Annotated in this window: 12 protein-coding genes; 4 read left to right on the top strand and 8 right to left on the bottom strand. The window is 70.3% G+C overall.

Going from position 1 to position 14,060, the window contains the following annotated elements:
• The first annotated feature begins 88 nt into the window (after nt 1-88).
• Entirely contained in the window at nt 89-1,384 is a 1,296-nt protein-coding gene (locus JRZ79_RS22230) for a glycosyltransferase family 87 protein (RefSeq protein ID WP_205252226.1), read from the top strand.
• 28 nt (nt 1,385-1,412) lie between these two features.
• On the opposite strand, the gene JRZ79_RS22225 is transcribed toward JRZ79_RS22230, so the two are convergent.
• The 5 genes from JRZ79_RS22225 to mamA are packed head-to-tail and all read right to left on the bottom strand — an operon-like array spanning nt 1,413 to nt 6,712.
• Nucleotides 1,413-2,888 carry an acetyl-CoA hydrolase/transferase family protein gene (locus tag JRZ79_RS22225; RefSeq protein WP_205252225.1) on the bottom strand — a complete coding sequence of 492 codons (1,476 nt, stop codon included), beginning with the start codon at nt 2,886-2,888 and terminating at the stop codon, nt 1,413-1,415.
• Entirely contained in the window at nt 2,885-3,511 is a 627-nt protein-coding gene (locus tag JRZ79_RS22220; protein WP_010903704.1) for a MaoC family dehydratase, read from the bottom strand. Before JRZ79_RS22220 ends, JRZ79_RS22225 begins: the two co-directional genes overlap by 4 nt.
• Before the next feature lie 58 nt (nt 3,512-3,569).
• A complete protein-coding gene (locus JRZ79_RS22215) occupies nt 3,570-4,826 on the bottom strand; it encodes a methylaspartate ammonia-lyase (protein WP_205251175.1) in 1,257 nt (418 codons plus the stop codon).
• Nucleotides 4,826-6,256: a methylaspartate mutase subunit E gene (locus tag JRZ79_RS22210; RefSeq protein WP_205252224.1), complete on the bottom strand. Its 1,431-nt coding sequence runs from the start codon at nt 6,254-6,256 to the stop codon at nt 4,826-4,828. Before JRZ79_RS22210 ends, JRZ79_RS22215 begins: the two co-directional genes overlap by 1 nt.
• Before the next feature lie 6 nt (nt 6,257-6,262).
• Nucleotides 6,263-6,712, bottom strand: a complete 450-nt coding sequence (gene mamA / locus JRZ79_RS22205; protein WP_010903701.1) for a methylaspartate mutase subunit S — start codon at nt 6,710-6,712, stop codon at nt 6,263-6,265.
• A 224-nt stretch (nt 6,713-6,936) separates the two neighbouring features.
• Between mamA and JRZ79_RS22200 the strand changes: the two genes are divergently transcribed.
• Entirely contained in the window at nt 6,937-7,881 is a 945-nt protein-coding gene (locus tag JRZ79_RS22200) for an A24 family peptidase (protein ID WP_012289477.1), read from the top strand.
• A 45-nt stretch (nt 7,882-7,926) separates the two neighbouring features.
• Complete coding sequence (hisI, locus tag JRZ79_RS22195) at nt 7,927-8,316, top strand: phosphoribosyl-AMP cyclohydrolase (RefSeq protein WP_205252223.1); 390 nt, start codon at nt 7,927-7,929, stop codon at nt 8,314-8,316.
• A 15-nt stretch (nt 8,317-8,331) separates the two neighbouring features.
• Here the strand turns inward: hisI and alaS are convergent, their stop codons facing one another.
• Nucleotides 8,332-11,121: an alanine--tRNA ligase gene (gene alaS / locus JRZ79_RS22190; RefSeq protein WP_205251172.1), complete on the bottom strand. Its 2,790-nt coding sequence runs from the start codon at nt 11,119-11,121 to the stop codon at nt 8,332-8,334.
• Nucleotides 11,122-11,182: 61 nt separating this feature from the next.
• Entirely contained in the window at nt 11,183-11,893 is a 711-nt protein-coding gene (locus JRZ79_RS22185) for a DsbA family protein (protein ID WP_231546315.1), read from the bottom strand.
• A gap of 88 nt (nt 11,894-11,981) precedes the next feature.
• On the opposite strand from JRZ79_RS22185, the gene JRZ79_RS22180 reads away from it, so the two are divergent.
• Complete coding sequence (locus JRZ79_RS22180) at nt 11,982-12,965, top strand: glutathione S-transferase family protein (protein ID WP_205252221.1); 984 nt, start codon at nt 11,982-11,984, stop codon at nt 12,963-12,965.
• Between the two features lie 8 nt (nt 12,966-12,973).
• On the opposite strand, the gene JRZ79_RS22175 is transcribed toward JRZ79_RS22180, so the two are convergent.
• A complete protein-coding gene (locus JRZ79_RS22175) occupies nt 12,974-13,942 on the bottom strand; it encodes a replication factor C small subunit (protein ID WP_010903695.1) in 969 nt (322 codons plus the stop codon).
• Nucleotides 13,943-14,060 lie beyond the last annotated feature (118 nt).

Raw genomic sequence — 14,060 nt, 5'->3', positions numbered from 1 at the left:
GCCGCCCTGTGCGTTCCGCCTCGGCGCATTCTCTCGTTGTGAAACTACTCCCTTTACACTAAACCACCCAACCGAGAAGCCGGTGGCAATGTCGCGCACCCTGCGGTTGTCAGCCATCCGACCGTCGTGGCTGCCGGCCGGCCTCGACGCCCGCCGCCTCGTGCTGTTCTGGAGCGCCGTTGCCGGCGTGCTGGTTCCCGTCTACTTCCTCGTGCTCGCGGACGTTTCGCACCTCGCCTGGGACTACCGCGCCTACCACGCGGCCGCGGAAGCCGCGCTCCACGGCGACCCGTTCGTCGGCATCGAAACCGGGCTGCCGGGCGTCTCATACGTCTACCCGCCGGTCGCGGTCGCGCTGTTCGTGCCCCAAGCGGCCGCCGGCGGCTGGCAGACCGCGTTCGCGATCCAGTCGGCGTGCAACGTCGCAGCGGCGCTGGGGCTTGCAGCCCTGACAGTTCACACCATCGAAGCCCGGCGCGGCCGACTCGACGACATCGACCGGCTGCTCGTCGTTGGGTTCTGCGTCGCCAGCGCGCCAGTCCTGTCCGCGCTCGGCCTGGGGCAGGTCGACACCCTGATCGCGCTCGCGCTCGCGGGCACGTTCGTCGCGCTCGAACGCGACCACCAGGGGATCGCCGGCGTCGTCATCGCCGCCGCCGCCCTGGTAAAGGTGTTCCCGGTCGTCCTCGGACTGTGGCTCGTGTTCCGGCGGGCCTGGCACGCGATCGGGGTCGCGGTGGCCACGGCGACCGGCGCGCTCGTGGCCGGCGGGCTCTGGTTCGGGGTCGACGCCTACATCCGGTACGTCCACGTGCTGGCCGCCCGCAGCCGGGTGTCTGAGTTCGCTGGCACCGTCTCCCCGGATTTCTTCGCGATGTCGCTGTACCGCCCGCTCTCGCAGCTCCTGGGCACCGTCGACCCCCGGCTGTACGGCCCGCTGGCACTCCTGGCGGTCGCACCCGCGGTGTGGTTCGTCGCTCGCCGGGAGCACACCCTCACCGACCGACTGACGACGTACCTCGCCGTCGTCGCGGGCATGCTGCTCGTCTCACCCGCGTCGAACGCCCTCTACGTGATGTACGCCTACTTCCCGCTGGTGTGTCTGCTGTACCTCGATCCCGGCGGCCGCGAGCGCTGGCTGCTGCTCGCAGGCACCGCCGCCATGGCGTTCCCCGTCCAGCCCGCCCACGTCGCGGCCGGCCTGGCGTCACTCGGCGCACCGTCGACAGCCAGCCACGCCGTCCTCGCTGTCGTCGCCCCCGTCTTGTCCGTTGCCTCCGTTCCCCTCCTCGGCCTTTCGGCGGTACTCGTGTGGTGTACCATCCACACCGCGGGCCGCCGCGTCCCGCTCACCACCGCCCACACCCCAGCCAGCGGCGACTGACCGGCCGCCGGTGGTGTCCGTGGCCGGGCTACGACTGCCAGTCGAACGCCGTCGACAAGTCGTGTGGGAGGTGCCCCGATGACTCCCGGGCGCGATCCAGGTACGCCCGCAGATCCGGCCTGAACGCGGGGGCGGCGCACTCGATGATCGCCTCGGCGCGCGCGACGGGTGGCTTCCCGCGCAGGTCCGCGACGCCGTGCTCGGTCACCACCACGTCGGTGTCGTGTTCGGTGTGGTCGACGTGGCTCGCCAGCGGCACGACCGTCGACACGTCGCCGCCGGCCGCGGTCGCGGGCAGCGCCACCACAGTGAGGTGGGCGTTCCGATTGAAATCGACGCTGCCGCCGATGCCGTTGATGAGCCGCGCCCCTGAGACGTGTGTGGAGTTGACGTGTCCGTAGAGATCCACGCCGACCGCGCTGTTGACCGCGACCACCCCGAACCGGTCGATCAGCGACGGCGCGTTCGAGACGTTCGACGGGCGGAGCACCACGTCCTCGGCGTACCGCTCGGGCGCGTCGAACACGCGATCCTGTCCGTCCACTGAGAGCGCCAGCGAGGTCGCGCTCGCCACCGCCAGGTCGCCGTCCGCAAGCAGGTCCAACAGGCCGTCCTGGATCACCTCGCCGTAATACCGCAGCTCACCGTCGGCGAGCGACGACCCCGACAGCGCGCCCATCAACGCGTTCCCGAGGCTGCCGACGCCGAACTGGAGCGTCGGTGCCGCTCCGATCACCGGATCACGGTCGACGGCGCGCTCCAACACGGTCAAGACGTTGTCGGCGATGCGGCGGTCAGTCGCCGTCGGATCGCGGAACTCGTAGGGGTCATCACGGCGGTCCGTGCGCACGACCGCGCGCAGCTTCTCGGGGTCGAATCGCACGGCCGACTCGCCCACCCGCTCGCCCGGCGCGGACACCGCCAGCGGCCCCCGGTCGGGCGGCGGGTCACGCACCACCACGTCGTGGAACGCCGACAGTCCCATCGGCTGGGCGTCGTTGACCTCCACCACCACCTCGTCGGCCGCCCGCACGTACGCCGGCGTCTGCCCCACGGACGTCGAGGGGATCAGCCACCCCGGCCCGACCGCCACCGCCTCCACGACCGCCACGTCGGGGTCCACCAGCCGCCCGAACCGCACCTCGTCGCTCAGCCCGGCGATCCCGCGATCCGCGAACGCCAACTCCCGGTCGTTCGCGGCCGTCCGCGCGGCCGTCGTGGCCTGATACGGGTACCGCCGCGCGACGCCGCCCGCCGCCACGAGATCGGTGTCCAGTGGGTCGCCGACGCTCCCGCCGGAGACGACGGTGAGCGCGAGGTCGCGGCCGTCGCGCGCGGCCGCGGCCAGCGCCCGTGGCACCGCCTTCGGGTCGCCGACGCTCCCGAACCCCGACACCGCGAGCGTCGCGTCGTCGGCGATGCCGGCCGCCACGGTGGCGGCGTCTTTGACCGGACAGTCGCCGTTCACGCGCCCCGCCACGCCGGCCGTCCGCGGTGCTGTCATCGTGACTCCCCGTCCGGGACCGTGCGCTCGGCGTCCGGTTGCGTGCCGACCCCCGCGGGCCATCCCGGTGGCCGGGCGGCCGACGGGTCCGCGGCCCCACGCTTGCGCACCATCGGCGTGCGCTCCAGGGACAACACCAACTCGCCGTCCTGGGTGTACGTCCGCAGCTCCGTGGTCACCATCCCGACGTGGGGCCGGGACTCCGATTCGCGCTTGCTGAGCACCTCGCTCTCGGCGAACAGCGTGTCGCCGTGGAACACCGGCGCGTGGTGTTGGATGTCGTCGTACCCGAGGTTCGCGGTCGCGTTCGCGGACACGTCCACCACGCTCATCCCCACCGAGAGCGCGATCACGAACAGCCCGTTCACGAGGCGTTCGTCGAACTCGGTTCCAGACGCGTACGCCGCGTTGAAATGCATCGGGTTCGCGTTCATCGTGAGGTTCGTGAACCACACGTTGTCGGTCTCCGTGACCGTCCGGCCGTAGGGGTGTTTGTACACGTCGCCGACCGCGAAATCCTCGTAGAACCGCCCCTGCCAGCCCGCCCGGAGCTGGACGGTCGTGTCGGTTGCTGTGCGCTGCTCGGCCGTTCCCGTAGACGGGTTCGTCGTGTCCTGTGGCATCGTTGTGGCTGTGTGTCGGTGTTCGGTTGGCGATTCCCCGAGTCCGCCCGCACGCCGCCTATGCCGCGTCACCAGGACCCACTGCCGCCCGGTGACGCGCGAGCGTGCGTCGCATCTCGTTGCTGACCGCCGCGTACCCCGCGTCGAACCCCATGCCGGGCTTCGCAAGCACCTGTGCGGCGTCGGTCGCCAGCGCGACGTGCGCGCACCGCCGCGCCGACACCGTCGTCTCGTTGCACGTCCCGCCGACGTACGCCCGGGTGTCGGTGCCCGCGCAGTATCTGGCTGCCCGCCCACTCTCTAGGAGGCCCCCCACGTCCGGGGTCTTCACCTGGACGACGTCCGCCGCGCCGGCGTCCACGAACGCCTCGACGTCCGCGCGGCTGTCACACCACTCGTCGGCGACGATGTCGACGGCCACGCCGGCGTCCGCGAGGCCGTCCCGGAGCTCCGCCATCGCGTCGATCTGCGCCTCGCGGCTCCCGGCGTCCATCGGCCCCTCGATCTGCAGCGGGTACGGGGCGGCCGCCGCCCGCAGCTCGCGGACGTACCCCGTGACCGCCGCGCGGTCGTACGGCGGCCCGAACAGCTCCCCGAGCATCCCGTACACGTCGACGTGGAACCGCGGCCGATAGCCGTCGCCGCCCAGGGTGGCGGCGCGCTCGGACAGCCAGTCGAGGTACTCGACGAGTCGGACGCCGTCGGGGCCGACCGCCTCGACGCTGTTGAACAGCCCGTGGGGCAACACGCCGACCCGCTTCAGCAGCATCGCCTCCGCGCCGCGGCGGCGCTGCTCGCCGGACTGCCCGAACACGGGCACCGGCTCCGTCGCCGGCTCAGTACCCAGGGCGTCCGCGAGGACCCGCGTCTGCGTGGTCGCGCGCGCGGCGCTGGCGGCGGCCACCAGCGCCTGCGAGACGCCGTACCGGACCGCGGTGTGCAGCCCTCGCTCGTCGGCGAGTGACTCGACGACCGCCGCGTTGTCCGCGACACACGCCGCATCCCGGCCCACGAGCGCCTCGGCCACCGCGCCCTCCACGACGGCCCTGTGGTCGGCCGCCCGGAACAGCGGATCACGGTCACCCGCGCCGGAATACTGGACGGCCGCGCAGTCCCCGCGCACCCGCCGCCCGTCGCTCAACACCACCTCGACCACGAGCGCCTCCCCGGGTTCGCGGATGCGCTCGTAGCCGTCCGTCCGCGGGCTGCCCGCGTACGCCATCCCGTCGGCGTCGGCGCCGGCGGTGATCGCGGCCTGGTCGTCGAAGAAAAACCCCGCGACCCCCGGCGTCGCGGTGACGCGTTCGATCCGCATCAGTCGTCCCCCGGGCGGCCGATGAGCCGCCCATCGCTGACCGCCGACACGTCGTCGGCCACCATCCGGAACGAGAGCTCCCGGCCTTCGGTGTCCGCGCGGCGGTCCAGTCGCGCGCGGTGGATTCGCTTCGTCTCGTCGTCCAGCGCCACCGCCCCGAACTTCAGCAGGCGAACCCGGCCGTCGTCGTCGCGGGCCGGGAGCACGTCACCCGCCGCCGCGTCGCTGGGCGGGAACGGGATGTCAAGCGTCCCCGCGTCGAACGCCCGCACCGTGCCACGCGCGATGTCGCCGTCGCCGGCCTCGTACACCGCATCGAGCAGTGATCGCACCGACCGCTCGATCAACGCCTGCTCCCTGTCGACGCCGTCCAGCGTGATCGACTGCTCGTCGAGCATCCGCAGCACCTGCTCGGTCGTGCGCAGGCCCGCGGCGTTCGATTCCGCCGTCGGCACGCCCACCGCCTCCTGGGGGGATTTGGTGATGACCTTCGTGGGTTCGACGAGCGCAGCGGTCGCGCCGGCCAGCCCGATGACGCCGTGGGCCCGCGCCTCGTCGCGCGGGAACCCCCCCATCCACTGGTGGAGCACCGTCGTGACGGTCACCGAGTCGGGCAGGTACTCCGCCCCGATGGCCGCCATCGCGCGCACCGCAGCGACGTCTTGGACGAGGTTGCCGACCTGGCCGTACCCCAGCGTGACGCTGCGGACGCCCTGGGTTGCCGCCAGCAGCCCCTCGATGGTGACGATCGCGATGGCGATCGACGGCGGGACGAGCGTCCCCGTCAGCGGACCGAACGGCTCGCGGTTGATCGTGACCCCGCGCTCCGTGTACGCCCCACAGAGCCGGTCGACGTACTGCCAGTACTCGATGGTCGTCTCTAGATCGTAGGCACTCGTGTACGGGAGGTTGTACGTGATCGGTCCGCCCTCGAAGCTCTGGAACCCGCCCGCAAGCGTGACCGCCGCCAGCAGGCGCGCGTCGGGGGTGCCGTGTCTGACCTGCACGGGCGCGTCGACCCGACGCACGACCTCCCGGCAGCCCTCAACGCCGTGGTTGACGGCGGGAAAGCCGTTGAGCTCGCTGCTGTCGGTCTCCCGGGAGCGCGCCAGCCCCTCGGCGGCCTTCTCGTAGGCGTTGTCCCGGGTGTACGAGTCGATGGTGGTCGGCAGGAGGTCCGCGCCGCCTTCCTCGTCGAGGTGCTGGAGCAACTCGACGTGCTCGTCGAGGCGGGGCACGCCGGCGCGGGGCTGGCACAACACCGCCTCGGCGTTCTCAAGCACCGCCGCGAACCGCTTGTGGGGCGGCAGTGACTCGTGGAACGCCACGGCGTCCGCGAAGTCCACGGCCGCCCTCGATACCCAGTCGCCGGTTATCCGGTCCGTGATGGCCTCCAGTTCGGTGTCGGTGAGTCGCTTGTCTTCGATCATCGGGGGTTACGCGCCGAGGGTGGTGGTTGTCGGGCTGCGTTCGTCCACGTCCAGTTCCGTCTTGACCGCATCGACGACCGCCTCGAAGCCGGTTTGGGCGCTGAACACCCTGTCGAAGCCCATCTCCTCGAAGCGCTGTTTGACCGTCTCGAAGTCGGTCTGGCCGACCGCGAGGTTCCCGCCCACGACAGTCGTCGCGTCCACGCCCGCCGCCGCCAACTGATCGTGGAGCCCCGCACAGTCCTGCTGGGCGTGACCGTACAGCGAGGACACCAACACCGCGTCGGCGTCGTGGTCAGCGGCCGCCGTCGCGAACTCCGTTTTGGCCGTCTGTGCGCCGAGGTTGTGGACGGTGAACCCAGCCTCCCGCAACGCGTGATCCAGCAGCGTGATGCCGACCGCGTGGGCGTCTGAACCGATCGTTCCGAGGACGACGGTTGGATCTGTGGCGCTCATTGTTCGTTAGTAGTCGAAACAGACATCGACAATAAACGTATTGGCGATTACAGGGATCTGAAACAACGACGCTGTGCGGGCCGATCCGGGCTGTCGGGGGAGCATCCGTGTCGAACGCTCTGCCCCCATCCTTCATAAAAGTTCATTACTTATTCGCGGGTGTCCACACAGCCCGGCCGACCACGTGCAAAACAGCTAAGCAACCGTAGGTCCCTCACCCGGTAGTGGTCGACGCCTCGATACCGGATCTCCTCCGGCTCGTTGCAGTGCCAGCGCTCGGCTGGGCCGCCGTCCGCGACATACACACGCGCCGCGTCTCGAACACCCTCTGGGGGCCACTGGCGCTCCTCGGCGTGCTCCTCCTGCTGTGGGACGGCTTCGTCGCACTCGGCATCCCCGGCGGGCTCACGCCGTTCGCCATCCGAACCGCGTTCAGCCTCCTGTTCGTCATCCCGCTGGCGTACGGCTTCTGGTATATCGGCGGCTTCGGCGGTGCGGACGCCCGCGCGTTCATGGTGCTCGCCGTCCTCTTCCCCACCTACCCCGCCTACGAGTTCGCGGGCTACGCACTCCCCGGTGTCTCCACCACGCTCGGCGTCTTCTCGCTGACCGTCCTCACGAACACGGTGCTGTTCGCACTCGCGTACCCGCTCGTGCTCGGCGCTCGGAACGCCCTCACCGGGAACGTCTCCGTGGTCATGTTCGTCGGCCGGCGGGTCGCCGCCGACGACCTCGCCACGGTCCACGGCAGCCTGCTGGAATCCTCGGCCGGCGGGTTCACGCGCAGCGGCCTCGACCTGGACGCCCTCCGGATGTATCTCCGATGGCGTGACTGCACGCTCGCGGACCTCCGCTCGGACCCCGGCCTCCGACACCCGGACACGCTCCCCGATACCCCCGGCGACCCGACCGACGGCGCAGTCGCCACCGACGGCAGCGGCGACCCCTGGGGTGCCGCCGCGTTCCTCGCGGACATCGACCACTCCGCGTACGGCACCACCCCAGCCCAGCTCCGCGACGGCCTCGACCTCATCACCGACCACGACGACGTCTGGGTCACCCCCGGCGTCCCGTTCCTCCTGCCGCTGTTCGCCGGCCTCGTCGTCGCGCTCACGTTCGGCGACGTGCTGTTCTACGTGCTGGACGCCCTGGGGTTCGCGGCGGCCTGACCCGCCACGCACAACCACTAACCCCCCGGGCACCCAGTCGCCAGTATGGAGGAGTTCGACGTCGACCTCGACTTCGGCGGTGCCGGCCACACCGACGACGGCGACGGCCTCGTCGCCGTGATCGCCCAGGACGCCGACAGCCGCGACGTACTCATGCTCGCGTACGCCACCCGCGAGGCGGTCGCGAAAACCGCCACCACCGGGCAGGCGCACTACTACTCGCGGTCCCGGGACGAACTCTGGGAGAAAGGCGCAACCAGCGGCAACACCCAATCCGTCGACGAGATCCGCGTCGACTGCGACGGCGACGCCCTGCTGTATCTCGTCGCCCAGACCGGCGGCGCCTGCCACACCGGCCACGAATCCTGCTTCCACCGCACGCTCGACGGCGACACCGTCGGCGACCAGGTCTTCGACCCGGACGACGCGTACTGAGCCGCCGATCCGGCGTTACTCCGCGCTCGCGGCGTCACCGAGCACGTCGGCCGCCCGCGACAGTGCGTCGTCGAGGCGCTCCGCGTCCGGTCCCCCGCCCTGCGCGAAGTCCGGCGGCCCACCGCCACCGCCCCCCACCATGGCCGCGAGCTCGCCGACGACCTCGCCGGCGTTCACGGGCACGCCGTCGGGGACGCCCACGACGAACTGCGCGCCGTCGGCACCGGAGCCGACGACCGCGACCTGCCCGCCGTCGACCAGCGCGTTCGCGGTCGCTTGCAACTCGTCCATGTCGCCGTCCACGCGCTGCACGACGGCCGTCGTGCCGGCGACGTCGACCTCTTCGCCGGCACCGCCGCCGGACGCCCGCGCCTCCGCGAGCTGCTCTTTGAGGTCGTCGATGGTCTTCCCGCGGTCCTTCCACTCGGTGAAAAACCGCTCGGCGGTCTCCGGGACCTCCGACGGCGTCACATCGAGCACCTCGGCAGCCGCCCGCAGATCGTCTTCCTGCCCCTGCACGTGCTCGACGGCGGCCGCCCCCGCAGCGAACGTCAGCCGCTCGACGCCGTCCTGCACGCGCTCGGCGTTCAGGATCTTGATCGACCCGATCTCACCAGTGCGAGCCACGTGGGTCCCCCCGCAGGCCTGCACGTCGTCGTCGACGTGCACGAGCCGGATCTGCTCTCCCGCCGGGATGCCGCCCTGATAGAGGTCGAACCCGTACTCCGCCTCGGCCTCGTGGCGGTCGGGCCACTCGCACTGCACGCTCGTGTTCGCGCGCACGATCTCGTTCGCCACGCGCTCGATCTCCTTGACGGTCTCCCTGTCCACGCGCTCGTAGTGCGTGACGTCGATGCGCGAGGAGTCGACGCCCTTCTGCGCGCCGGCCTGCCGGACGTGCTCGCCCAGCACCTGCCGGGCGGCGTACACCACGATATGCGTCGCCGTGTGGTGGGCCATCAGCCGGCGGCGGCGCTCGGTGTCGATCTGCCCGCGCACGAACTCCCCCTTCCCGGGGTTGTCGGTGGTGCGATGCAACACCACGCCGTCGCGCTCCTGGACGTCGATCACGTCCACGGTGTGGTCATCACCGGTCAACACGCCCGTGTCCGCCGGCTGCCCGCCGCCCTCCGGGTAGAACATCGTCTGATCGAGCACCACGTCGAAGGCGCCGTCGCCGTCCTCGCCCTCCCGCTCGAAGACGTCGAGGACAACGGCCTCGAACTCAGACCCGTACGCGTCGTCGTAGTACAGCGTCTCCGTCTCGGGCAGATCCGCCAGCCGGTCGTCGCCGCCGCCGTCGCCGCCCGCCGCCCCGCTGTCGCCGTCGTCGTGGCGGGCCGCCACCAGCGAATAGAAGTCGTCGGGCGCGTCGACGGTCGCCCCGACGTCGGCGGCGATGTCGGCGACCATCCCCGGCTGGATGCCGTGGGAGTCGTACAGCTCGATCAGCTCGTCGGTCGGAACCGGCTCCCCGCGGTCGGCGTACTCCTCGGCCAGCTGCTCGACGCGACGCCCCCCACGTTCGAGGGTCTCCCCGTACTTCTCGACCTCCGACCGCACGATGCTCCGGATCGTGTCGCGGTTCTCGTACCCCAGCCGGTCGGCCTGCATGTCGACGAGCTCGTCGAGGGGTACGTCGGCACCGATGTCATCCACCAAGCGCTTGGTGCGGCGCAGCACCATCCGCGCCAGATAGCCCGTGCCGACGTTCGACGGCACGATCCCGTCGCCGAACATGTACGCCAACACCCGGGAGTGGTCGGCGATCGCGTAGATGTCCTCCAGGGGCGCCACAAGCTCGGTGAGGCGCTCGGCGTCGACACCCAGCTCGGCCGCGATCCCGGCGCGCGCGTCCTCGATGTCGGCCACCTCGTCGATATCGAGGTTCCCCGCGTGCTTCGACGCACGGTGCACGAGTTCGGCCTCCTCGTCGGTGTGCTCGATGCCCGCCTGTTCTTTGAGGAAGTCGATGGTGTCGGGGTAGACCGCCTCGTAGACGGTCGGCGTGCCCTGGCTCATCCACGTCCAGCGCTCGACGCCGTAGCCGGTGTCCACGACGCGGCGGTCCATCTCCGCGTACGTGTGCCCGTCTTTCATCTCGTACTCGCCGTCCGGATCCCGTTCGAGGCTCATGAACACCAGCGTCGCCAACTCCAAGCCCCGATAGATGACCTCGAACGCCGCGCCGGCGTTCCCGCCGCCGACCCAGGGATCCTCGATGAACGTCACCTCGTCGAGGGACACCCCCACGTCCGCCAGCAACCCCTCGCAGTGCTCGACGGCCGTGTCCTTCCAGTACACCTCCCCGTCGTAGGCGTAGTCGGTGCCCTCGTCGGCGTTGAACGCGTGATGGCCCAGCATCTCGAACGCCATCGTGTGCCGCCCGGTCTTCCCCACGTTGTCGATGTCCTGCATCCGAATGCAGGGCTGGCTCACCACCAGCGGGTTCGCCGGTGGCGGCGACGCCCCGCTCGTGACGTGGGGCTGGAAGTCATAGATCGACGCCTGGGTCAACAGCACGTCGTCGCGCCACCGGTTCGCCGCCACCGGATACGGGTCGATGCTGTCGTGGCCCGCGCGCTCGAAGTACGACACCATCGCCGACCGCATCTCGGTCAGCGAGTACGACGCATCGAAGCCGGGGTTGTCGATGAACTGGTAGTCCTCGCAGGGCGGCTCACCGCACGTCTCGCGGTCGCCGTCGCGCGTCCAGAAGTGCGCGCCACACGACACGCATTCCCGGCGGTGAAACCCCTCCTCCTCGAAGTATTCGAGGCGGTAGGCAGATTCGAGGTCGCTCATTGGACGTAGGTGGCCGGCGAGCGAGTAAAACAGTTCCGGGAGCGCTACCGCACCCCACGCGCTACTCGCTCAGCCCAGCCAACTCGACGAACTCGTCGTAGGGCTTCGCGCCGGTGAACGACGTGGTGACGACGCCGTCGGCAGCCACCACGAACCCGGGCGTCGAGTTGATCCCGGCGTTCTTCGCGGCGGTTTCGTCCTGGGAGACCTGCGCGCTCTGCGTGCGCTCGGCGGCCGCCGTCCGGACCGCCTCGGGGTCCTCGATGTCGGTCTCCGACGCCAGGTACGATTTGATGGCGTCGCCGGGATCGTCGGCGACCTGGTCGGGGTTGCTGTACACCCACTCGCGGAGCGCCCAGAACGCGTCCGCGTTTCGCTCGTAGGTCTCCTCGAAGGCGTGCACAGCGCCTGTCGCCCACGGCGCGACGAACGCCATGTTCCGGTAGACGTACGACAGCGACCCCGGCTCGATGAAGTTCGCGTTCAGCTTCGGGAACACGTCCGCCTCGAAGTCCTGGCAGTGTGGACACGACGGATCGGAGAACACCACCACCGTGGTGTCGGCCGACAGCGGGTCCGGGCCGAGCACGGGCTGGGCGTCCAGCCCCGCCGCCGCCGGGTGGTCGGCCAGCGACGCTGCGTCGCCGGTCGTCTCGGCGTCCGTGGAACTGGACGCCTGGCTGTCGCCGCCGCCGTCGTTCGAGAGACAGCCGGCAAGCGACAGGCTCGCCGCCGCTGCCGTCGCCGTGAGCACGCGCCGTCTGTGTGGCATGGCCTGCGTTTCGGTGTCGCCGGTCAAATACCCCGTGGAATCAAACCCCGCCCCCACTGCTAAGCCGCTGGCTCGCGTACCGACGGGCATGGGCCGCATGATCGACGGTGACTGGCGCACTGAGGCGGACATGAACGAACACAGCGACGACGGTGCCTTCGAGCGCGACACCACCAGCTTCCGGCACTGGGTCGGCGACGACGTACCCCCGGCGGCCGGGCGCTACCACCTCTACGTCTCCTACGCCTGCCCGTGGGCCCACCGCACGCTCCTCGTGCGCGCGCTCTTGGGCCTCGAAGACGCGATCTCGGTCAGCGTCGTCGACCCCGTGCGCTACGATCAGGGTTGGACGTTCGACCCGGAGAAACCCGGCTGCACGCCAGACCACGTCTTCGGCGGCACCCACCTCCGGGATGTCTACACCGAAGCTGACCCCGAATACACGGGCCGCGTCACGGTGCCCGTGCTGTACGACACGGACGCGGACACCATCGTGAACAACGAAAGCGAGGAAATCATGCGGATGCTGGACGTGGCCTTCGACGACCACGCCGCACGCGACGTGGACCTCTACCCCGAGGGCTACCGGGACGAGGTGGACCGCCTCATCGAGGACATCTACGACCCCATCAACAACGGCGTCTACCGCGCCGGCTTCGCGGACAGCCAGCGCGCGTACGACAACGCCGTCGACGACCTCTTCGAGGCGCTCGCGCACTACGACGACGTGCTCGCGGAGCAGCGCTACCTCGCCGGCGACGTGCTCACGGAGGCCGACGTGGCGATGTTCACGACCCTGTACCGCTTCGACGAGGTCTACCACACGCACTTCAAGTGCAACCGCAAGCGCATCAGCGACTACGACAACCTCTGGCCGTACCTTCGGGAGCTCTGCCAGCTCCCCGGCGTCGCGGACACCCTCTACATGGAGCACGTCAAGCAGCACTACTACCGCAGCCACGGCCACCTCAACCCCAAGCGCCTCGTCCCGACGGGCCCGAACCCGGCGTTCTTCGCGCCCCACGACCGCGACGAGTTGCCGGGCGGGCCGCCCGCCGCGCTCGACCAGTAGCCAGCCACTTATTCGGCGTTCAGTGCGACGGACGCCAACAGCGCCTCCAGTTGCACGCGCTCGTTTGCGCCCTCCGCGATGCGGTAGTCGGCCTCCCCGAGGCGGTCCAGCAGCCGCACTGCGGCCGCCTCCTCGACATCGAACTCCCAGACCGAGCGGTGCACCTGGTCGATGATGTCGCCGCCCGCCAACCCCCGGTTCGTGAGGAGGTCGTCCAGCGTGGCTCGCGCGGCCGCGAAGTCGCCGCCCAGTGCCTCGGTCACCATCGTCTCGATCTCCTCTGGACGGGCGGTCGCGGTGATCGCGTAGACGGTCTCCTCGTTGACGCTGTCGCCGGTCGCCGAGGCCGCCTGGAGGGCGTTGATCGCGCGGCGCATGTCGCCGTCCGCGGCGTACACCAGCGCGTCGATGCCGTCGTCGGTGTGTTCCAGGCCCTCCGTCTCGGCGATCTCACGGAGGTGGGCGGCGACCGCGTCGTCGCCGAGCTGCGCGAACCGGAACACCGCACACCGGGACTGGATCGGGTCGATGATCTTCGAGGAGTAGTTACACGAGAGGATGAACCGGGTGTTGTTCGAGAACTGTTCCATCGTGCGGCGCAGCGCCGACTGGGCGTCGTCGGTGAGCGCGTCCGCCTCGTCCAGGAAGATGACGCGGTAGTTGTGGCCGCCGAACGACGACCGCGCGAAGTCCTTGATGCGGTCCCGGACCACGTCGATGCCGCGCTCGTCGCTGGCGTTCAACTCCAGGAAGTTGTCCTGCCAGTCGTCGCCGTAGAGTTCCTTGGCAATCGACACCGAGGACGCCGTTTTTCCGGTGCCCGCCGGCCCCGCAAACAGGAGGTGTGGGAGGTCGTCGCGGTCGACGTAGCTCTGCAGGCGCTCGGTGATGTCGGGGTGGCCAACCACGTCTTCGAGGCGTTCGGGCCGGTACTTCTCAACCCAGATCTCCTGGCGGCCGCCCGCGGCGTCGGTCATGCTCGCCACCACGAGCGTGTGGGACTTAAACGCCGCGAGACCCACCCATCCGGTTGCTGGCGCTGCGAACGCGCACCGTGGGTGTTGTCGCCCGGACAGCTCCGGCGCGACGGCAGCC

Origin of the sequence: Halobacterium sp. BOL4-2 (assembly GCF_016917835.2) — an archaeon.
GTDB lineage: Archaea > Halobacteriota > Halobacteria > Halobacteriales > Halobacteriaceae > Halobacterium > Halobacterium salinarum.
This window is presented reverse-complemented; position numbering and strand designations above follow the sequence as displayed.

Bases quoted from the DNA above. Each gene is read 5' to 3' on its own strand.
- JRZ79_RS22215 (WP_205251175.1), bottom strand. From the start codon at position 4,826: ATGCGGATCGAACGCGTCACCGCGACGCCGGGGGTCGCGGGGTTTTTC.
- alaS (WP_205251172.1), bottom strand. From the start codon at position 11,121: ATGAGCGACCTCGAATCTGCCTACCGCCTCGAATACTTCGAGGAGGAG.
- JRZ79_RS22225 (WP_205252225.1), bottom strand. From the start codon at position 2,888: ATGACAGCACCGCGGACGGCCGGCGTGGCGGGGCGCGTGAACGGCGAC.
- hisI (WP_205252223.1), top strand. From the start codon at position 7,927: ATGGAGGAGTTCGACGTCGACCTCGACTTCGGCGGTGCCGGCCACACC.
- JRZ79_RS22220 (WP_010903704.1), bottom strand. From the start codon at position 3,511: ATGCCACAGGACACGACGAACCCGTCTACGGGAACGGCCGAGCAGCGC.
- JRZ79_RS22180 (WP_205252221.1), top strand. From the start codon at position 11,982: ATGGGCCGCATGATCGACGGTGACTGGCGCACTGAGGCGGACATGAAC.
- mamA (WP_010903701.1), bottom strand. From the start codon at position 6,712: ATGAGCGCCACAGATCCAACCGTCGTCCTCGGAACGATCGGTTCAGAC.
- JRZ79_RS22175 (WP_010903695.1), bottom strand. From the start codon at position 13,942: ATGACCGACGCCGCGGGCGGCCGCCAGGAGATCTGGGTTGAGAAGTAC.
- JRZ79_RS22210 (WP_205252224.1), bottom strand. From the start codon at position 6,256: ATGATCGAAGACAAGCGACTCACCGACACCGAACTGGAGGCCATCACG.
- JRZ79_RS22230 (WP_205252226.1), top strand. From the start codon at position 89: ATGTCGCGCACCCTGCGGTTGTCAGCCATCCGACCGTCGTGGCTGCCG.
- JRZ79_RS22185 (WP_231546315.1), bottom strand. From the start codon at position 11,893: ATGCCACACAGACGGCGCGTGCTCACGGCGACGGCAGCGGCGGCGAGC.